The sequence below is a fragment of the Bacillus sp. Root131 genome (genome assembly GCF_001429475.1).
GTDB classification, from domain to species: Bacteria; Bacillota; Bacilli; order Bacillales; family Bacillaceae_G; genus Bacillus_A; species Bacillus_A thuringiensis_S.
The window spans coordinates 984436-1004615 of the sequence record NZ_LMJQ01000001.1 but is presented as its reverse complement, the minus strand read 5'-3'; the positions used below and the strand labels follow the sequence as shown (position 1 = coordinate 1004615).

Here is a 20180-nt window from a genome sequence, read left to right as displayed (position 1 = left end):
TTTTTATTAATAATCTATTTCGTAGTTTCACAATTTATGGATTGGGACTACGAAGTAAACTAGAATGTTTCTCACTAGATAATATTAATTTTGTTGTGTGCCGCTAGCTTAATAAAGTTCTTCAACATTATTCGCTTTAGTATTATACGATTGTAGGCAAAATGAAAACAATAAGTCTACAACATAGGTATTTTAAAATCTTTTTATAATTATAAAGAAAAAATACCGTATAATATAAATTACTGCTCTTTAGGAGGATCACAATGGCTGATAAGTATAAATTTTTAATTCTCATTGTTACCGCATTTTTTTCATTCTTTTCTTTAATAAAAGATTTCCGCAACACTTCAAAAAGTTTCTTTTGGGGTAGTTTTTTAATTCTTACAAGCTTCATGATACTATTAATACATGCTCTAGATTTAACTCAAATACTTATTTATCCAAAGCAAATTGCGCTTGAATTTATTACAATACCACGTAAATTATTTTTGCCATCTGTCACTGAGGCCGCCAGTTTCCCTACAACACTAAGATAATAATTTGATTACGAGCTCTTTTTTAACCTAAACATACCATATACAAAATCCAACCTTAATCACTTAATTACTGATAAGAACCTAACTTATAAAACGCATAATAATTATACTCATTTACTAGTATACAAGCCGTATCTCTTAGTAGAAGCACAGCATAGAATACGATACAGGACAAAACCTTCAAAAAACTTGTCTGAGTTAATTCTCAAAAAGGGGTGAATATAAATGCCTATCGTTAAACCTTTTATAGCTGGAAGACGATTTGTAAGTACAGCAGCAACAGGAACTGCTGCTGGAGCAGATTTAACTTTTGCTAACACAGACTTCACTGATGACACTGGCGCTGTAACAACATTCCCTGCTTCTTATGCCTTTTTAACACTTTATATTAATGGTGTTATTCAAACAGGTGATACTATTACTGGTGTGACTACTACAGCTGCTACTATTATAGGAGGAGCAGTCCTAGATGGAGGCACTCCTATTGCAATTGAATTTACTATAACGTAACTTGATTTATCTTTTTAGAGGTTTCATTAAAAGAAACCTCTAATTTTAAAAATTCACATCAATTTTAGTAGCAACTACATATAGTACATTGCATATACTAGATAGAATGATAGGAACTTATACTCACTCACAAAAAGAGCACTTATCTATAGTGACCTTTTATATGGCACAATAATTCTTCTCCTATTTGCTCTTAGAGAACCTACTAAGCAGTTAGCTAATTTAGCTAACTGCTTTTTCCATATATTATTTATAGCTTTATCCGTAATAGTAACGCTTGTGCACTATCTACTATAAATTTTCATATATTGTATTATGATTGTCCAAAACGTGAAGTTAATACTCACGCAATCTAAATACAAGAAAGGAGTGAAAATATGCGCTCATCAATTCGTAAATTCGCTAATTTTAATTGTGAAGCACAAGCACCTAGTACACTACCTGCCCTAGGTTTTGCCTTCAATGCTACTTCACCTCAATTTGCAACATTATTTACACCACTACTATTACCTAGTACAGGCCCAAATCCTAACATTACTGTCCCTGTAATCAATGATACAATTAGTACTGGAACTGGTATTAAAATTCAGATAGCTGGTATTTATCAAATTAGCTATACATTAACAATTAGCCTTGATAACGTTCCGGTAGCCCCGGAAGCAGCGCGCTTTTTCTTGACATTAAATTCATCGACTAATGTTATTGCAGGATCCGGAACCGCAGTCCGTTCTAATATTATCGGAACTGGTGAAGTCGATGTATCAAGTGGTGTCATTCTAATTAACTTAAACCCTGGTGATGTAATTCAAATTGTCCCCGTTGAAGTAATAGGTACAGTAGATATTCGTTCTGCAGCGTTAACAGTTGCGCAAATTCGTTAATAAAGTGAAACTTTAATCAGCCCTCACCAATCGAACTTTTACGGGCAGCCCGGCCCTCACCTAACTTCTTTGCTTCCACTGAATTTTGAGGTGGGGGCCTTACTGCCCGGCAAATAGCGGGATAAAAACAAAAGACTTGGCTAACTAACATTTAATGTTCCTTATACACACTAAAATATATTTTTATAGATTTGACACACATTTATATTAAACAAGCATATTTTATTGTATGTTGACTATATAGTCATACAAATCTAAAGCGTTCATAAAAGCACACTTATATGTGTGCTTTATTTTTAATTAAAACCTACAACATTCTCAAACAATATCCATATATTATCTTGATTTCTCTCTAAATATATAGTTTGTCTCAGAGCGCTATACTGCGCTCTTTTTATTTAAATCCCAATTTTTAAAGTTCGATTTTATGATTTACGTTATACACATGCTCCGCTACTTTTGAAACAAGGTATACATCTAGAACACTTCAGTCATAAAGATATGTTCATAACATTAAATCGCTATTCACATGTTTTGCCTGGAATGCAGGAGGATGCTGTTAAAATATGTAGTGAAAGACCATTAGAATAATAATATTTTCAAATATAAAAAAATGCGGTTTCTCCTCTCAAGAGAAACCGCAACATATCAATGCTTTTACTATATTTTAAACTGACTCGTATACAAATCAAAATAGAATCCTTTATCTTCCATGAGAGATTCATGATTCCCTCTTTCTAAAATATTTCCATCTTTTATAACAAGGATTTGATCTGCCTTTTCAATTGTTTTAAGTCGATGAGCGATCACAAAACTTGTGCGACCTCTCATTAAATTATTTAGTCCTGCTTGTATTTGTAATTCTGTTCTTGTGTCAATATTAGATGTCGCTTCGTCGAGAATTAATATATCTGCATCTGCTAAAATTGCTCGTGCAATCGCAAGAAGTTGTTTTTGTCCTTGACTTAAATTCGATCCTTCTGAAGCAATTTCTGTTTCATATTGATTTGGCAAATGCTTAATAAAAGAATGTGCAGATGCTGCCTTAGCTGCAGTGATGACTTCTTCATCACTAGCATCTAAGCGTCCATAACGGATATTATCCATAATCGAGCCTGCAAATAAATACGTATCCTGTAAAACTACTCCTATTTTACTTCGTAAAGAATTAATATCATAATCTTTTATATCTTTTCCATCAATATGAATTTGTCCTTGCTGTATATCGTAAAAACGAGTTAACAAATTAATGATTGTTGTTTTCCCTGATCCAGTCGGACCAACTAAAGCAATTGTCTCTCCTGGCTGCGCTTTAAGACTTACTTCTTTTAAAATCGTTTTATTTTCTGCGTAGCCAAATGAAACATTCTCAAGTACAACATGCCCTTGTAAATTTTGTACAACAAATGCGTCTTTTTTATTTTGAATTTCTGGTACCTCATCCATAATCTCAAAAACACGTTCTCCACCAGCAACTGCTGCTTGAATTGTATTCATTAAAGTCGCAAATTGACTTAACGGTCTTGAGAATTGACGAGAATAATTAATAAAAGCCGCAATAACACCTATTGTTGTCATTCCGTTTAAGACCATAACTGATCCAGTCCCAATGACAAGCCCCATACCTAAGTTATTAATAAAGTTCATACTTGGAAAAATAAAAGCTGAAAATGTATCAGCCTTCGTAGCTGAAACTCTTAGCTGTTCATTAATTTTATTGAAATTTTGTACAGTTTCTTTTTCTTTTCCGTACAACGTTGTAACATCCGCACCTGTAATTGCTTCCTCAATAAATCCATTTAATTCACCTAAATCTTTTTGACGCTTCGCAAAGTTTTTACCACTATATGCAACTAGTTTTTTTGTAACGTAAAACATAATAGGTACTGTAATTAAAGTTACAATTGCTAAAATCCAATTTAAGGCGAACATCGCAATCGTTACACCTATAAAAGTTAACGCTGATGAAATAATTTGTACAACACTTTGTGTCAAAGCTTGGTTCAAATTATCTATATCATTTGTCACACGGCTCATTAAATCACCTTGAGAACGTACATCAAAGAACCGTAAAGAAAGCGTTTGGATTTTCTCAAAAATATCTTGTCGTATTTTTTGAATTGTTTTTAATGCAACGTTAATCATGACAAACGTTTGTAACCATGTTAAAAGTACCGTTACACCATAAATCGCGATAAGTAACATACACATTCTTGCTGTACCACTTAAATCTTTCGGTACAATATATTGATCTATAATGACTCCCATAAAATATGGACCTAATAATCCAAGTAATGTAGTAACAACTACTAGAAATATAACAAACATAAGAGCAGCTTTTTGATAGCCCATATAATTCCATATCCGCATTACAGTTCCTTGAGCATTTTTAGCTTTTCCCATCTTTGGCGTGTTTCTTCTACCTTTATTAGCAAATTGTCCTTGAAAATTACGCATGTTCTTCCCCACCTTCTTTATACAAATTACCACCTTGGGAAAGATAAATTTCCTGATAAACCTCACTTTGTTCTAACAATTGTTCATGTGTACCATTACCAACTAATTCACCATTATCTAATACAAGTATTTTATCCGCATCCATTATGGAAGAAATTTTGGACGCAATTAATAAAGTCGTTGTGCCTTTATATTTTGTTTTTAAAGCTGTTTGAATAGTAGCCTCTGATTTCGCATCAACTGCTGATGTAGAATCATCTAATATTAGAATCGGTGGTTTTCTCACAAGTGCTCTTGCAATTGATACACGTTGTTTTTGTCCACCTGATAGATTTGTTGCACCTTGTGTTAAATTATATTGATAAGATTCTTCCAGCTTATTGATAAACTCAGTCGCACAAGCTGATGCAGTTGCTACTTCCAGCTCATCGTGTGTTGCATCTTCTTTACCATAACGTAAATTCTCTTCTATACTACCTGAGAACAACAACGCCTTCTGAGGTACAAAGCCTATTGAAGCACGGAGTTTTTGCAAATCATATGTTTTAACATCTATTCCATCTATACATATTTCACCTTGATCCACATCATATAGACGTGGTAACAGTTTCGCTAAGGTTGATTTACCACTTCCAGTCGATCCAATAATCCCTACTTTTTCACCTTTTTGTATGCTAAACGAAATATCTTTTAAAACATATTCATTATTTTTCGTATAGCTATAACTAACATTTTTAAATTCTATATTCCCCTCGATTTTCTCAGGTTCAATCGCATTCGCTTCGCTTATAATATCAACTTCAGTATTTAACACTTGCTTTACACGATCCGCAGATGGAAAAGCTCGCGCAATTTGAATAAATACCATGCTAATCGACATAAGTGACATTAAAATGATATTCAAGTAATTAATAAATGCCAAAATCGCTCCTACTTGAAGTGTTCCACTGAATACTTTTTCTCCACCAATCCATAATGTTGCAACAATCCCGCCACTTACAACTAGCATAATGATTGGCATCATTAAAGAAATAAGTTGCACAGCTCGAATATTTATCTTCGTTAAATTTGTATTTACATTTCCAAATTGAGCGATTTCATATTTTTGTCTTACATACGCTTTTATAACACGCACACCAGATAAATTTTCTTGTAACTTTGTATTCACTTTATCTAATGCCTCTTGCACCTTTTTAAATGTACCACTTGCTTTACTTGCAATTAAAATAATTGCAAGTAATAAAATTGGAACAACTACAAGTAATATTGGAAATAACTCTCGCGCTGTTACAAAAACAATAATTATACTTCCGATAAATAACAGTGGGCCACGAACGAGAACACGTAATGTCATCGTCATTGCCGATTGAATAGAAGTGATATCATTCGTCACAATCGTTAATAATTTACCTGTTCCAAATGAATCACGATTATTACTAGAAAATGTTTCTATTTTCGCAAACACATCTTTTCTTATGTCTGTAGCGAAATTAACAGCTGCTTTTGTAGAATACATCATACACCCAAGCCCTCCAACTAAACCGAGTGCTGCTGCCCCTATCATAAGAAGCCCCATTTTTATTACATAATTTAAATCCCGATTTGCAATCCCAACATCAATGATATGTTGCATAATAGTCGGTTGAATTAAGTCCATCGCAACCTCAAGTACCATAAATAGCGGTCCAATAATAGCGAAGAACATGTATGGTTTTAAATACTGTAATAACTTACGAAATGATTTCATACATAATCTCCTTTTCCCATGAAATTACCACTGAATAATTCATATCCCTCCTTATTTAAGCGATATATTTTGTAATTTCTTCATTACTTCTATTATATTATGTAAATTAATATTTAACATTATTAAATGATAAGCATTAATGACTTTCTGGTCAATAAATGTGCTTTATATTATGTAAATACAAAAACCGCATTCTTACTGAAAAGAATACGGTTTTTCATCTATATTTCTTCAATTGTAAAATTTAAAAACTCAGTCTCAAATCCCTTATTTTTAGAAGGACTACACGTGTAAAAACCTATTTTAATAGGCTCATTCCCTATATCCTCCATTAAATGAGTGATTCTTATTTGTTCCCATTGATGGCTCTTTTTCACATATATTGTATAATCACCACGTTTTCGAATAATTCGAAAACGAATTTGTTGCTTAGCTTCTTCAGTTGGATAATCTTGCGTTGACCAGTCAGAATATCCATTATTCGTTACGACAGCACCTAAGTGAGATGGCCCTTCAGGGATATATTCTAAAGATGTTTTTAGCCAACAGTTCTCCGAAATCATAACAAAAAGACCTGCTTGATCGAATTTTGAATTTGGATTCATACGTAACTGAACTTCAGCTTGAAAGTCTGTCATCATCTCATTATAAAATACATGACCATTCATTACTTCAAAACCATAATGTGTTTTAAGCCAAAAATCAGTTTCTGCTTTCGAACGGACAATAAACGCATGATTGTCATTAATCTTATAGTATTCAGGTACATTCATTATAGTGAGTTGCTCAATACGTTCTGGTATATACGATATATAAAGCATTTATATAGACATTTAAAACTCCGCTAATACTGGGAATTTATAACCTTTAAAATCTAACTCTTTATCACTTCGAACCATTAAATACTTACTAGACTGTAATTCTGTAAACTGTACATCCTCAATCCCTAATTGATCTGGAGAAAAATAAAATTCGATTTCCGTAAACCTTTCATTGATTTCTCCACATATTTCATCTAAAACCGGAAGTACTGGCGCAAATACTCCAAATAATTTCAACTTTTCATTGTCTACTTCATAAACGATTAAAGCATCTAGTTTCTCTGAATAATACAATTTCTCATTCCATTCCGAGTCATACATATTCAAATAAAATGAAGGACGGAAATTTAAAGTTGAAAAATTATTTGAAAGTCTTTGGCCACTATCAATAGTTTCATGTATTAACTGTCTATTCTCTACATTATAGTAATCTAATTTTTTAAGTAGTGAATCGTTATTATTGTTTTTATCGTATGGTATAGTCATCAAATATTCCTGCACAACTTTAAATCCAAACGCTGTATATAGTTCAGGGTTTTCCGTAAACAATAATGTACATTCACATTTCTTATCGATTTCTTCTATCATTTTACCCATTAATTGTTTCATTAGCCCTTGTCTACGGAAATTAGGATGTGTCATTACTGATTGAATACCCGCCGCATTTATTTTTTCTCCATTAATTAATAATGGGAGTGAAAATGCCGCAACATTTGCAATCACTTTATCTTCTTGTAAAAATGATAAAGCTTTATATGTATCATCCCAATACCCTTTATCCGAAAAATCATTCAATGTTTGAGTTGTAATTTCAAACACTTCTTCAAATAAAGGAAATAACTGCTCTCTTTTCGGTTCTTCTATTAGAAGACTTGCCATTTTTTCAACATTCCCCATGTTGTACCTCCAAATGTTAAATTCCATTAAATTAGATATACTTATATGACCTACTCTTAAAAATAGAGGTCTTACCAATCAATATACTATCATAAAACATAAAAAAAAAGTCTAATTAATTTTATGTTTTGACTATTTGAAAATAAGTCGAATAAAACAATATTAAGATTTTTGGATATTAATTAGTTTATTATATAAAAATAGCGCTTTCTAATTAGCTTTTACTAATAGAAATACACTATTTATAATAAAATATTTTTAGTCTTTTATCCCTTCAAGTCTTTCCTTCGTATTAATTTCTTCTCCACTTATACGCTTTTCAAAAGACTTTCTCCAACTACTTGAAAGTGCATTTACTTCTAATATCCTTTTTATCCCTTCAATATTTTGTTTTTCCTTGTGCATGATACGGTTAGCAAACGCTACTGAAACACCTTTTGGATCAGACTGTAGTCTTTTTAATGTATCGACTGATGATACCCATCCTTCTTTTAATACGCGAAAATAGAATCCTGTATATCCTGTTTCTTGAAAATATAGTGGTAACTTTGGAATATTATATTTTTTTGCTAATTTAAAACAAGGTTGCCTTGGTTGTGTTACCTGTACGATTGCCTGTCCTAGCTCAAACGTATCACCAATACAAACATCCTCTTCGCGCATACCACTAACTGTTATATTTTCTCCAAAAGCCCCATATACAAGATCTTGATTCAATTCTTGTTCCCAGTATGGATAGTGATCACCAGTATAAACACAAACTGCTTTATCTACTCCTCCATGATGAACTAAGTCCGCCTGTCCATCTCCATTAAACTTTACAAAGGATAAATATACCGGTTCCTTTACTTGTTTCTTATTTATGCCTGTATGAATTACTTTTCCGCCGTATGTAACCTCTTTTGGTAATCCTATATTTAAAGATAATAATCGATATTCATTAGCCATTCTATTTCCTCCTTTAAAGGTGTTACATGTATTTTCTCTCGATTAATTTTTACAACCCTCTCTGCTATATAAAGATGATTATAAAACCTCTAAAATCATTGTTCAATTCAATTATTTATATAATAATGATAGGTATAACCTATTATTATACTTGAGGTGATTTCAATCGAATTACGACAACTTGAATACTTTTTAGCTGTTTCAAAAGAATTACATTTCACAAAAGCAGCTGAGAAATTAAATATTTCACAGCCTTCACTAAGTCAACAAATACGTGCATTAGAGCATGAAGTAGGAATGCCACTTTTCGATCGAATTGGTAAAAAAATATCTTTAACTGAAGCAGGGAAGATTTTATTATCACATTGTAAAACCATTTTTCATGAAGTCGAACAAGCTCGTTCAGCCCTTCAAGACCTAAACGGATTACAGCAAGGTTCCTTAACAATAGGGGCTTTGTTAACCGTCGTAAATTATTTACTACCACCAGCTATTTTAAATTTCAATAATTTATATCCCAATATAGAGCTTTCTGTATTAGGGCTTCGTACAGGAGATATTCGTGAAAAATTATTACAAAACGAACTAGATATCGGCATTACATTTCTCCCGGTGCAAGATAAAGAAATTATCTCCATCCCTCTATACAAAAGCGACCTTACATTGGTCGTGCCAACTGGTCATCGATTAGCTAAACGTAATCATGTATCTATTACTGAACTACAGAACTACCCTTTAATTCTTTTACCTAAAAATTTCTTTTTAACCGAACTAATTACATCTCATTGTCAAAAATTCAACTTTAGACCAAGACCAATTTTAGAAATTAGTACGATGGAATCTTTAATCCAAATGGTTTCTAAAGGAATGGGAATTACAGTGTTACCACAACCATATATAGACTTTTTACAAAATAAAAACATTCAAGCTATTAAAATAGAAAACCCTACTCCAATAATTGAAATAGGGCTTATTTATAGAAAAGATAAATATATGTGTGCTGCCACTCGAGAATTTATTGAGCAACTACAAATCACAGTACGTTCTTTCCAAAACTAAACAAAAGAGATTGTCCTATGAAATCGTTTCACAACGATCTAGTAGAATAATCTCTTTTCAAAAAAGTAAACATTGCATGTAAACTCTTATAAATTTTAATGTACCTTTTTAGATATTGGAATATATTTTGTAAAATATGCACCAACTAGCAATAATACAATTGAAAATAACCAAGTAAAAACACCGCCAAAATGAAACCAATATGCAAACATATTTAATATTGCGAGTGAAAAGAAACAAATAGAAGTTAGCGCACTTTTCAATCCTTTTATCTCGGATTTTTTTCTCTTTTGATAAGCAATATACATCGCAATAACAAGAAAAAAGATAAGAACAAATGGTAACATAACTTTTAGCATTGGTAATCCCTCCAGTGTATATGCACTCTTTATATTACCATCTTATCCCATTTATCTTTTAGGCATCAATTTATTCTTATCTTCCCTCCAAAAGTCAGTATAAGTTTTATTTTTAAAGTTCACATTCACCTCAGAAAACGGCATACTTCCTCCAACTTTCAATGAGTAAAAACCGGGAAATCATTAACGATTCCCCAATTTTTCAAACTATATTAAAGTATCCCCCTTTCCACTAAAGTCTCTGCGATTTGAACTGAATTCCAAGCCGCACCTTTCAATAAATTATCGGAAACAATCCACAGGTGGAATCCGTTTGGCGTATCAGGATCTTTACGTATTCTTCCGACAAATGTATCTATTTTCCCTTCTGCATATAATGGCATTGGATACAGCTGTTCACTAGGGTTATCCTGCAAAATAACACCTGGTGCATCCATTAATACTTCCTTAATTTCCGCAACGGTTGCTTCTTTTTCCAGTTCTATATAAACCGATTCTGAATGCCCTGATACGACTGGAACACGTACACAAGTAGCTGCCATTTTCAAGTTTTCATCTTCTAATATTTTCTTCGTTTCTTGAATCATCTTTACTTCTTCAAAAGTAAAATCATTGTCTGTAAATATATCTACTTGAGGCAGTACATTAAACGCTATTGGATAATGTTTTTTATCTTTTTTCGCCGGTAATATATCACTTTTCACTTCTTTACCAGCAAGCATAGACTTAGCCTGCTCTTGTAATTCATGAATCGCATGAATGCCAGAACCCGATACAGCTTGATATGTTGAAACGATAATTCTTTCTAAACCGAATGATTTTCGAATCGGCTGAAGTGCAGTTACCATCTGTAATGCTGAACAATTTGGAACTGCAATAATACCTTTATGCCGCTCTAAAGTATGCGCATTCACTTCCGGAACAACGAGCGGTACACCTTGTGCCATTCGGTACTCACTTGTGTTATCAATTACAATCGCACCACTAGAAACTGCATGAGTTACAAATTGTCTAGATACTTCTCCCCCAGCACTAAAAAAGGCAATATCTACACCTTCAAAGCTAGTTGTTTTTGCCTCTTGTATAATTATCTCTCGTCCTTTGAATCTTACTTTCTTACCGGCGGATCGTTTTGATGAAAGCAATGTAACTTCAACTATATTAAACTTCATTTCATTCTCTAACAGTTCAATAATTTTTTGCCCTACCGCACCTGTAGCCCCAACAACAGCTACATGATAGCCCTTTTTGATCATCTTTTCTCCTCCAATATCACTTGAATGAATATTTCCACAATTTTATTTTATACGGAATTTAATCATTTGGAAAATTAAAATACATGATATAATCATTCACAAATCATGATAATAAAAGAGGGATCGCTTATGGAAATGAGACATGTTAAAACATTTTGCGCCATTGTGAAGTATGGTAATTTTTCTAAAGCTGCTCATGCGCTAGGTTATGCGCAATCTACTGTTACAGCACATATGAAAGCTTTAGAGAACGATTTACATATTCCTCTTTTCGATCGGTTAGGGAAAAAAGTGCTACTTACAAAAGCAGGTCATCAATTTCATCCTTATGCATTAGAATTACTTGCAATATATGAAAAAGCGCAAGAAATCCCCCAAAATACAGATTATTTAGAAGGTACATTAAGTATTACATCTAATGAATCATTAGCGGTATACCGATTACCACAATTATTACGTACTTACAAACAGAAAAATCCGAAAGTAAATATCGTACTTGAAACAAACACAAATGAACAAGCATTACAAAAATTACGTGAAGGAGAAACAGACGTTGTCTTCATAATTGGAGAAAGTATAGAACATAATGATTTTATTACGCGTACTTTTAGTAATGAAACATTTGGATGGATTTTACCAGCTTATTCCGCTGCACACGCAAATCCATTCCAGTTATTACAGGACACCCAGTTCATTTTTACAGAACAAAGCTGCGGCTATAGGCCAATGGTAGATCGTTTTTTACGTCAAAGTGGAAATATTCCAGCTAAAACATTTGAAACTTCCAATGTTGAAGTCATTAAACAATCCGTTATGTGTGAATTAGGCATTTCAATTCTTCCTTATATCGTTGTACAAGAAAGTTGCCAAAAAGAACAACTATGTTTTCAGCCTATCGAAACTCCAACCATTATGCAAAGTCATGTAATCTATCATAAATCCAGATGGATTTCCCCGGTATTACAGTCGTTTCTTTCCTTACTTGAACGAGACTAAAATATTAAGACGTACATATAAAAAGAGTAATTGCCTAATAAGCAATTACTCTTTTTCATTAATTAGTATACTATTTATTAGTCTGTCCCCCGCCTGCAATTAATTTACTACCTGAATATGTACCTTTGTTCATAAACACTTGATTAATTAATTCTTTTTGCTCAGCTTCCGACATTACTCCTTTTCCTTCTCCTAAATTCCCGCTTTGTAATTTCCAAATCTTATTGTGATCTGCATCAACTTTTTCATATTTTCCTTGTTTCCATCGTTCTAAAATTTCTACATATGTACTTCCCTGTACAAGATCATTACTCTTTACAATATCAATTAAGCTTTCAATCCGCTCTTGTGTAATAAAAATATAGCCCCACTTTTGATCAGCTTTCGCTTTTTGATGTGCCATTTCATGTAATGCTGTCTGTATGTTCTCATCTGTCCATTTAAAATTTTTATTAAAACCACTATTCGGCAATGAATAATTGCCATTTTCTAAAAGCTTTGCATCTTCTGCTTTTACATTACTATCAGCTAATACTTCTACTGCTGGAGCAGCTGGTGATGCCTTTTTCGCAGCTGGTTTACTATTATTTAAATAATACAGCATACCATATGTTAAACCTACTCCAATTACCGCCATACCAGCTAGAATACCTATTATTTTAAATAGTGTTTTCATCGCGCTTGTTTCCTCCCAAATATCTCTGTTCTTACTACCTAATTACTTCTTATATAAAAACTGTTCCTTCATTCAAAATATCGCATCCCATCCCCTATCATATTATTTATATATACTTCCTCATATTGTATTTCTTTTTCTTTAAAATTGAAAGATTATTCTGTTAAATATTGAAAATATTCTACAAATTTTCCCTTTATATTTATAAAGAAACAAAAAACAACGAGCGCGATAAATAACACTCGTTGTTTTTACTTTATGCACGATTTTCTTTTAACCACTTCGTAATAGCATCTAACCTCGAAACATCAAAACGTCTTTCTTCACAAACATTTAAACTGTTTAAATTCTTTACAATTTCTATTTCATTCGATTTTACACTTTTCGCCTCAATTAATTTACAATACCCATCTGTAACAGAATTTAAATTTTCATAATAACACTGAAACGATTTTGATATATGTAAATGTTTTTCAAAGTTTCTCCTTCTTTTCGTTTCATCAGATACTTTCCGCTTTCTAAGTTCTTCATCGTTCGTATATAAATAAAAATATTGATCCGGAAAACCAATTTCCCTATTTATCATCTTTTCTTTATAAAAATTTTCTATTAAAGATAATGGCTGATTAAATAGATCAAAATGAAAACACCAATTATAACTAAGTGGCTGATATATATCGCCATCGAGTATTACTAATTCATATTGCTCTGACTTCTGAACAGCTATATTCCAGCGCTCAACTTGTTTTTCAAAATACCATGTTCTATGTTCATTTTTTGGCCTTTCAAATAAAGAATTGACTTCAGGTATTATATAAGCACCATAATTCTTTTCTAATTCACGGCACGTGGTACTTTTACCAACAGCGCTTGCTCCCTCAAATGCTATTATCCCCATAGTTTCTCCCTCTTTCATTAACTAAAATTTCGTTGTTTCGCTTTTCTTCCCCATAACTTTCTCCATAAAACAATTGAAGCGACAGTGAGCATGATTGTTGTAATGATACTACCTTCAATTCCGAACGTGCCTCCATGAAGGAATTCGGGGCCATTTGTTGCAGGTTTAAATAGCGGAGTTGAATATATGGTCATCCCGCTAACTGCAAAACCGTAGACGTTATATTGTGCCCAATTCCAAATGGAATGCCATGCGCAAATCCCCCACAGACTACTGTCTTTTAAAACGTAAAAAGCTGCAAATACACCAACTAATATTATATTCGATATTGAAAGAATTGTAATACCTGGATTAAGTAAATGAAGAAAACCAAATAAGAAAGATGTCACAACAATCCCAACCCATATACGACTTCTAACAGAAAGAACCGGGAATAACCAACCTCGTACAATAATTTCTTCCGTTGCCCCTTGTATTAAAAATGCAACTAAAGAACCTACAATACCCAATATAGCGGTTACTGTAATTTTTTGTATTTGTAATGTTACAACTCCTGCTAATAGGAATAAAATTACTGGTATTGAAATGAAAACAAATCCTATTAATGTACCTCTCAAATATTTTCTTATCCATTGATTTCTCCAAAAACCAATGGATGAAAATGATCTTTTCTCTACAAATCTAATCCATAAAAACACAAAAAATATTGCGCCGCCAAACGTTAATATCATCTCAATGTCGCTATAAATCGCCTTCATAAAAGTTGTTTCTGCTTTCGGTAAAATCAGCATAAACAACATAAATAATTCACCTAAAGTTAAAAATATAATCGCGAGTATGACAGCAAAAACAGGATGAACTTTTCTTCTTCCTTCTTTTGCTGCTTCAATTATTTTAAATTGTTTATTTTGCAATATTCTATCCTCCTAATTATGGTACTCATCAGCAATATTAAAATAATATTTAGCCTTTTATTTAAACTTATTTTTTCATATAAATGATTTTTGTTTGGAATAAATCCAAATTAGGAATAATATATAAATAAAAGAGGTGCCTTTGTGCCTTTACTATTATCACCCAGATTACTCAGTGGTATTACCAGCACTTGCTATTTCCCACCATTTGTTGTAAGATAGTAATTAAGGTCAATTTAACACTATATTTTCTTTGCATATTATCAAGTATCAATCAGGGACAGTTTGTACTCCTTATGGGTTTTTGATAATATGTGAAATTTTATTTTCATTCAAATAAGGCCGATCATATTGTAATTTTTCTACTTTTAGGAGGCATTACCATGACATTAACAGGTAAAGTAAAATGGTTTAACAGCGAAAAAGGTTTCGGTTTCATCGAAGTTGCAGACGGTAACGATGTATTCGTTCACTTCTCAGCTATCACTGGCGACGGCTTCAAGTCTCTTGACGAAGGTCAAGAAGTTAGCTTTGAAGTTGAAGAAGGTAACCGCGGACCTCAAGCTAAAAACGTTGTAAAGCTATAATTCAAACAATAAAAAGGTTGTTACCAGCAAGGTTAACAACCTTTTTAATATATAACTAAAATTTTTTACATAAAAGGAGTGGTTACATGTATCGCAATCGAAAGAACGATGTAGCAGAAGTACCACCAGAACAAACCCCTGTTTGGGAATGTGAATCAGAGGATTGTTTAGGATGGATGAGAAAGAACTTTTCATTTGAAGAAGAGCCTAAATGCCCTTTATGTAAAAGTAGCATGAAAAGCGGAGAACGTTTATTACCTAAATTAGGTTAATTTATAATAAAAAAAACCTCTTTTAATTAAGAGGTTTTTTTATTATAAATTTATGTCCTCAACATCAGTTCGCACTATAGAATACAATAATGCATCGTGTTGCTTATTTCCTTGATGAATATATCCGCGCAATAGCCCTTCCTTTTGGAAGCCAATTTTAGATAACATTCTACAAGAAGTAACATTTTCAGGATATGTAATAGCTCCAATTCTAAACAAACCTAAATCTTTAAATCCATAATCAATAATTTCTCCAGCTGCTTCTGAAGCATAACCATTTCCCCAATAGCGAGGATGCAGATCATATCCAATCTCAGATCGTTTACTCCATAATTGTAAATTGTTTAGTCCAATTGTTCCTATTAAAACGTTCGTTTCTTTTAACACAATTCCCCATCGTATTGCCTTTTTCTCAAAGTAATTTTTTGAAAAAGATTCGATCATACGTGAAGCTTGTCCAAACTCCGTAAAAGAATTCATACCGTAGTAACACGTCACTTCATCCAATGAAAAGATTTCATATATTTTTTGACAATAAGATTGTTCTATTTCAACTAAACGTAAGCGTTCTGTTTCTAATATAGGAAATGCCATAGGATCACTCCTTTCTCTCTACTCATTCATTATATCAGAAAAAATATGTATAATTAGTAAAGTCCTTATTGTTCCATAAATCAAACATTTCTAATGGCACATTCTCTCTTAATTCTATATACACGAATTAGATACCTTCTGATTGCACCTCAAACATGACGCTATAATTTCCATAAATCGAATTTTAAATTATCAAGAACTGTAAAGAAATTGTTTCTTCATTTTCTCCTTCTAAACAACCAACCTACCCCATACATTTATGGTAAAATATAGTTAATATTTATTTTATTGTGGAGGTGAAGATTTCCTATGTATATATTCATCAGCTTATCCCTCTTACTCATATTACTTATTTTTTTATTCGCAAAAAAATTCACACCAAACTCATTCATGATGACTAGCTTTAAAGGTAATAGCTTTAGGACATTTTCAATCGGTATTTTAATCGCTGCCATACTCTCACTTTCATATGGAACTTATCATGCGGTAACATATCAACCTAGTTATTTAGATATTAAATTAAAAAATCAAAACTATACTGTTTTCGGTAATGTAGGCGAATTCGGTTATTTCTCCGAAGAATTATTAAAAAAAAATACAGAAGTACAACTATATTTCGTCTCTTGGAAAACAATACAGTTAAAAAATCCGGTAATACTTATAGAATATCCTTCAGGAAAACAAGAAACATGGAAGCCAAATATCGTATCAATACCGGTAAATAAATTACAAGAAAAACATGATATAAAAGATATTTATCAACTATCACCGTATTCATTTAAAGAGTCTGGAGAAATAACATTAACAATAAAAGAAAACAATGTAAAAAACAATACAATTTCCATTCAAATAAAATAAATAAAAACTGTTCCTCCATTTTGCTGAAGGAACAGTTTTTATTTATTCTACAGTATTATTCATTTAATGTAGCCATTATTTCATTGGCTATATTCTTTCCATTTCCAATACACGCACCAATTCCGACACCATAATATGAGGCACCAGCTAAATATATATTTGGATAAAGATTCGTCATTTTTTCTTGCAATGCTTGAACCGCTTGATTATGTTCTAAATGATATTTCGGCATTAAATCTTTCCAATTTGTAACTTCGACTACTTCTGGTTCACCTTTAATTCCGAGACTCTTTTCAATATCATATAAAGCTACTCGTACTAATTCTTCTTCACTATAATTTTTGATTGTTTCATATACCGGATTGGTGCTCTTATAAAACATTCTTACCAATAATTTTTGTTTACCGGATGTATGTTTCCACTTTCGACTTGTCCATGTACAAGCATCACAATGTAAATCACTGTTTTCCGTTACAATAAACCCTGTGCCGTCAGCTGGTAGTTGTTCATCTAGTATGTCAAATCCTAAGTAAATACTTATAAGAGATGAGTTTTTAAATGTATTAAACTGCTCATTTAACTCATTAGACTGTAATAAAGTTTGTGCTATATCATGCGGAGCTGCTAAAACAACATAATCAGCTTGTATTGTTTCATGATTTACAAAAGAAATCTCATATCGATCTTCTTGTTTACTTACAGCCGTCGTTATAGCACCTTTTTTTACGACAGTTTCAGTAAGCACTTCTTCTAAGCGATTAATTATCGTAGATAGTCCACCTTTAAATGATACGAATTTTTTATTTCCTGCTGATTGAAATTGTTTTTTATTCTCTTCAAAACCTTTAATAATACTTCCATACTTATTTTTATAATCCAGTAAATACGGTAGTGTAGATGCCATTGTAAGCTCATTCAATTTACCAGAATATACGCCTGAAAGTACAGGAGCAATTTGTCTTTCCACTAACTCTTTCCCTAAGAAACTTTCTAAAAATAGAGCAAGTGATGTATCTTTCGTAAACTCTTTATTTTTCGTTATGAAATCTTTTAAAGCTACGATTTTCCCTTTCGTTGAGACTAGCGTACTGCTAAACAAAGACTGGGCGCTCATCGGTATCCCAAATATAGTATCAGAAGGAATCGGATGTAACATGTTTTCAGAATATATGTAAGAAATACCCGTTTCATTATATACCATTTCATCTTCTAAATTTAAATCTTTTACAAGTGGCATAACATATTCATTACGAGCAACGATTGAATCCGCTCCTGACTCCATAATGAAATCCTTTTCTTCCACACTATGGATTTTACCACCTAAATACTCTTCTTTCTCAATAAGAATTAAATTTAAATCGATATTATAATCCTTTTTTAATTTTTCTAAATAAAACATAGTAGAAAGTCCCGTTATACCTCCACCGATAACAACAACTGTTTTCATATGTGCTGCGCTCCTAACCGATACAATTAATAATTCCTTTTTATTATAACCAAAAGTCCTTATATTCGACTAGCAAGTTGCGCATTCTGTAAGAAATTAGACAATATATTTGAATATATTTTCAAATTACCTAATAAAAAAGAACTATAACATATACAAACCACGTCATAGTTCTCTTTATTTTAAAAACATAAAGTAATTGATTAATTTGTCTAGTTCTTGACTCAATGCCAATACTTTTTCATGTTGAATTCCATAATCCGATACTAAATATAAAAGTTCTTCTTTTTTTATTTCAATTACTTTTTCTAATTTCGCTAGTTCCATGTCGTTTTACATCTCTCCAAAAATAAAATGTATGTATTTCAGTATAGCCTACTTACATAATTAGTAAAAGTAAAATACGCATGTAAAATCTTACAAATTTGAAAAAATAATATACTACTAACAAAAAAGAAACTAGATTAAGCTCCCTCTTACAGATTATTGACGTTCATTAAGAATTAATAACATACCGGAATTTTTCTAATGTTATATCTTTATAATCTGGAGCTCTCTTTATATGATTAAAATAACTATATGAGAATTTAAATACATGACCAAAATCCCAATCGAATTCACTATAGTCTTTTATCCAAAATATATTTTCAGTTGGTAAAATATTTGCACGTTTAGATTGAATTAAAGGTAATCGATCTATAGGTGAGTGTAAAGTTATTCCCGTATTCAGCTTGAGCTTTTGGCTAGCTCGTAGTACGTATACTAGTTTTAAAAGCGGGCGTATCCCTCGTTGAAATATATCTATATGCCCTAAATCGTACATTATATTAATTGCGTGGGAGTAAGTAAGCAAATGCCCAATTAAATCATGATGCGATTCCGCTCGATAAATACTATTAAATTTCGATAACTCATTTAAAATGAACTGAGATACTTGTGTTGGATTACTCAATTCACTTTTCATCTCATCTTCAAAACTTAATTGTTTTACTTCTTTCGTCGTATAACCAATCCACGATCTACCTGGAATTGTTTTTCGAAATGATAAAATAAGAGTAGTAATCCCTTCAATTGCTTGATTATCGCCCCATTTTTGTAGCTCTTTCATAGCCAATAAACTTAATGACGCATAAATGACGTTATGCCCCACCCAATGAAGTTCATCAATCGTTTGTTCTAAAGATTTTATAATCATATTCTCCGCAATTTGAAAATCTATTTCTTTTTTATCATCAATCATCTCACCAATTTTTTTCTTGTTCAGCATCATCCTTGTTTGCGAATACATATTACGAGCTGTTTCTTCATCAATATTATTATCTTTCATAAAAAAATAACTAGCAATTGCAGCTGCTCCAAAATGCGCATGCCAAATATCATTTGTTTCTTTTTTGCATTGAGAAATAATTGAAAGGCCGCCTTTTAAAATACTTTTGTTTTCCATTTTCTATCTCCCCTAATAAAGTG

General features: G+C 32.1%; 22 protein-coding genes and 1 pseudogene. 8 read left to right on the top strand and 15 right to left on the bottom strand.

Annotation, left to right across the window (positions count from 1 at the left end; all coding sequences use genetic code 11):
- Positions 1–263: 263 nt before the first annotated feature.
- The 3 genes from ASE54_RS05090 to exsF all read left to right on the top strand — a co-directional run bounded on the left by ASE54_RS05090 (position 264) and on the right by exsF (position 1927).
- A complete protein-coding gene (locus ASE54_RS05090; protein ID WP_000774122.1) occupies positions 264–536 on the top strand; it encodes a hypothetical protein in 273 nt (90 codons plus the stop codon).
- A 225-nt stretch (positions 537–761) separates the two neighbouring features.
- Positions 762–1046, top strand: a complete 285-nt coding sequence (locus ASE54_RS05085; protein ID WP_001123246.1) for a DUF4183 domain-containing protein — start codon at positions 762–764, stop codon at positions 1044–1046.
- Positions 1047–1423: 377 nt separating this feature from the next.
- On the top strand, positions 1424–1927 hold the full coding sequence (gene exsF, locus ASE54_RS05080) for an exosporium protein ExsF (protein WP_001257874.1): 504 nt from the start codon (positions 1424–1426) through the stop codon (positions 1925–1927).
- A gap of 660 nt (positions 1928–2587) precedes the next feature.
- Here exsF and ASE54_RS05075 read toward each other — a convergent pair.
- From ASE54_RS05075 to ASE54_RS05055, 5 genes are all read right to left on the bottom strand, one after another.
- Positions 2588–4384, bottom strand: coding sequence for an ABC transporter ATP-binding protein (locus tag ASE54_RS05075; RefSeq protein ID WP_001243568.1), 1797 nt, complete (start codon positions 4382–4384; stop codon positions 2588–2590).
- The gene (locus ASE54_RS05070) at positions 4377–6131 is read right to left on the bottom strand and encodes an ABC transporter ATP-binding protein (protein WP_000834778.1); all 1755 of its coding nucleotides are present in this window, start codon (positions 6129–6131) and stop codon (positions 4377–4379) included. The genes ASE54_RS05075 and ASE54_RS05070 overlap by 8 nt, the downstream gene beginning before the upstream one ends.
- Positions 6132–6352: 221 nt before the next feature.
- Entirely contained in the window at positions 6353–6952 is a 600-nt protein-coding gene (locus tag ASE54_RS05065) for a DUF1349 domain-containing protein (protein WP_000965798.1), read from the bottom strand.
- Between the two features lie 12 nt (positions 6953–6964).
- Entirely contained in the window at positions 6965–7849 is an 885-nt protein-coding gene (locus ASE54_RS05060; protein WP_000528683.1) for a GNAT family N-acetyltransferase, read from the bottom strand.
- 258 nt (positions 7850–8107) lie between these two features.
- A complete protein-coding gene (locus tag ASE54_RS05055; RefSeq protein ID WP_001263005.1) occupies positions 8108–8797 on the bottom strand; it encodes an MOSC domain-containing protein in 690 nt (229 codons plus the stop codon).
- A 156-nt stretch (positions 8798–8953) separates the two neighbouring features.
- On the opposite strand from ASE54_RS05055, the gene ASE54_RS05050 reads away from it, so the two are divergent.
- Positions 8954–9856 carry a LysR substrate-binding domain-containing protein gene (locus ASE54_RS05050; protein ID WP_000623400.1) on the top strand — a complete coding sequence of 301 codons (903 nt, stop codon included), beginning with the start codon at positions 8954–8956 and terminating at the stop codon, positions 9854–9856.
- A 95-nt stretch (positions 9857–9951) separates the two neighbouring features.
- Here the strand turns inward: ASE54_RS05050 and ASE54_RS05045 are convergent, their stop codons facing one another.
- From ASE54_RS05045 to ASE54_RS05040, 3 genes and pseudogenes are all read right to left on the bottom strand, one after another.
- A complete protein-coding gene (locus ASE54_RS05045; RefSeq protein ID WP_000921855.1) occupies positions 9952–10215 on the bottom strand; it encodes a hypothetical protein in 264 nt (87 codons plus the stop codon).
- A 51-nt stretch (positions 10216–10266) separates the two neighbouring features.
- Positions 10267–10386 (bottom strand): annotated as a pseudogene (locus tag ASE54_RS35610) (choloylglycine hydrolase); the annotation flags it as partial.
- Positions 10387–10427: 41 nt separating this feature from the next.
- A complete protein-coding gene (locus ASE54_RS05040) occupies positions 10428–11471 on the bottom strand; it encodes an aspartate-semialdehyde dehydrogenase (protein ID WP_000591707.1) in 1044 nt (347 codons plus the stop codon).
- Positions 11472–11600: 129 nt separating this feature from the next.
- Between ASE54_RS05040 and ASE54_RS05035 the strand changes: the two genes are divergently transcribed.
- Entirely contained in the window at positions 11601–12467 is an 867-nt protein-coding gene (locus ASE54_RS05035) for a LysR family transcriptional regulator (RefSeq protein WP_000425890.1), read from the top strand.
- Between the two features lie 70 nt (positions 12468–12537).
- Here the strand turns inward: ASE54_RS05035 and ASE54_RS05030 are convergent, their stop codons facing one another.
- The 3 genes from ASE54_RS05030 to ASE54_RS05020 form a co-directional block, all read right to left on the bottom strand.
- Positions 12538–13143, bottom strand: coding sequence for a PRK06770 family protein (locus ASE54_RS05030; RefSeq protein ID WP_000853597.1), 606 nt, complete (start codon positions 13141–13143; stop codon positions 12538–12540).
- Between the two features lie 256 nt (positions 13144–13399).
- Positions 13400–14059, bottom strand: a complete 660-nt coding sequence (locus ASE54_RS05025; RefSeq protein WP_003309476.1) for an AAA family ATPase — start codon at positions 14057–14059, stop codon at positions 13400–13402.
- On the bottom strand, positions 14059–14955 hold the full coding sequence (locus tag ASE54_RS05020) for a type II CAAX endopeptidase family protein (protein ID WP_001180190.1): 897 nt from the start codon (positions 14953–14955) through the stop codon (positions 14059–14061). The genes ASE54_RS05025 and ASE54_RS05020 overlap by 1 nt, the downstream gene beginning before the upstream one ends.
- Before the next feature lie 383 nt (positions 14956–15338).
- On the opposite strand from ASE54_RS05020, the gene cspD reads away from it, so the two are divergent.
- Positions 15339–15542 carry a cold-shock protein CspD gene (gene cspD / locus ASE54_RS05015; RefSeq protein ID WP_000176366.1) on the top strand — a complete coding sequence of 68 codons (204 nt, stop codon included), beginning with the start codon at positions 15339–15341 and terminating at the stop codon, positions 15540–15542.
- A gap of 86 nt (positions 15543–15628) precedes the next feature.
- Positions 15629–15814: a cold-shock protein gene (locus ASE54_RS05010; RefSeq protein ID WP_000286203.1), complete on the top strand. Its 186-nt coding sequence runs from the start codon at positions 15629–15631 to the stop codon at positions 15812–15814.
- A gap of 42 nt (positions 15815–15856) precedes the next feature.
- Here ASE54_RS05010 and ASE54_RS05005 read toward each other — a convergent pair whose 3' ends face one another.
- Complete coding sequence (locus ASE54_RS05005) at positions 15857–16408, bottom strand: GNAT family N-acetyltransferase (RefSeq protein WP_000885387.1); 552 nt, start codon at positions 16406–16408, stop codon at positions 15857–15859.
- 309 nt (positions 16409–16717) lie between these two features.
- Here ASE54_RS05005 and ASE54_RS05000 point away from each other — a divergent pair, with 309 nt between their 5' ends.
- Positions 16718–17266, top strand: a complete 549-nt coding sequence (locus ASE54_RS05000) for a hypothetical protein (protein WP_000275270.1) — start codon at positions 16718–16720, stop codon at positions 17264–17266.
- A gap of 55 nt (positions 17267–17321) precedes the next feature.
- Here the strand turns inward: ASE54_RS05000 and ASE54_RS04995 are convergent, their stop codons facing one another.
- The 3 genes from ASE54_RS04995 to ASE54_RS04985 all read right to left on the bottom strand — a co-directional run bounded on the left by ASE54_RS04995 (position 17322) and on the right by ASE54_RS04985 (position 20157).
- On the bottom strand, positions 17322–18713 hold the full coding sequence (locus tag ASE54_RS04995) for a protoporphyrinogen oxidase (protein WP_000860361.1): 1392 nt from the start codon (positions 18711–18713) through the stop codon (positions 17322–17324).
- A gap of 177 nt (positions 18714–18890) precedes the next feature.
- Positions 18891–19040 (bottom strand): aspartyl-phosphate phosphatase Spo0E family protein, encoded by a 150-nt coding sequence (locus ASE54_RS04990; protein ID WP_000417698.1) that lies wholly within the window; start codon positions 19038–19040, stop codon positions 18891–18893.
- Between the two features lie 169 nt (positions 19041–19209).
- Positions 19210–20157 (bottom strand): hypothetical protein, encoded by a 948-nt coding sequence (locus tag ASE54_RS04985; protein ID WP_000428901.1) that lies wholly within the window; start codon positions 20155–20157, stop codon positions 19210–19212.
- Positions 20158–20180: the final 23 nt, after the last annotated feature.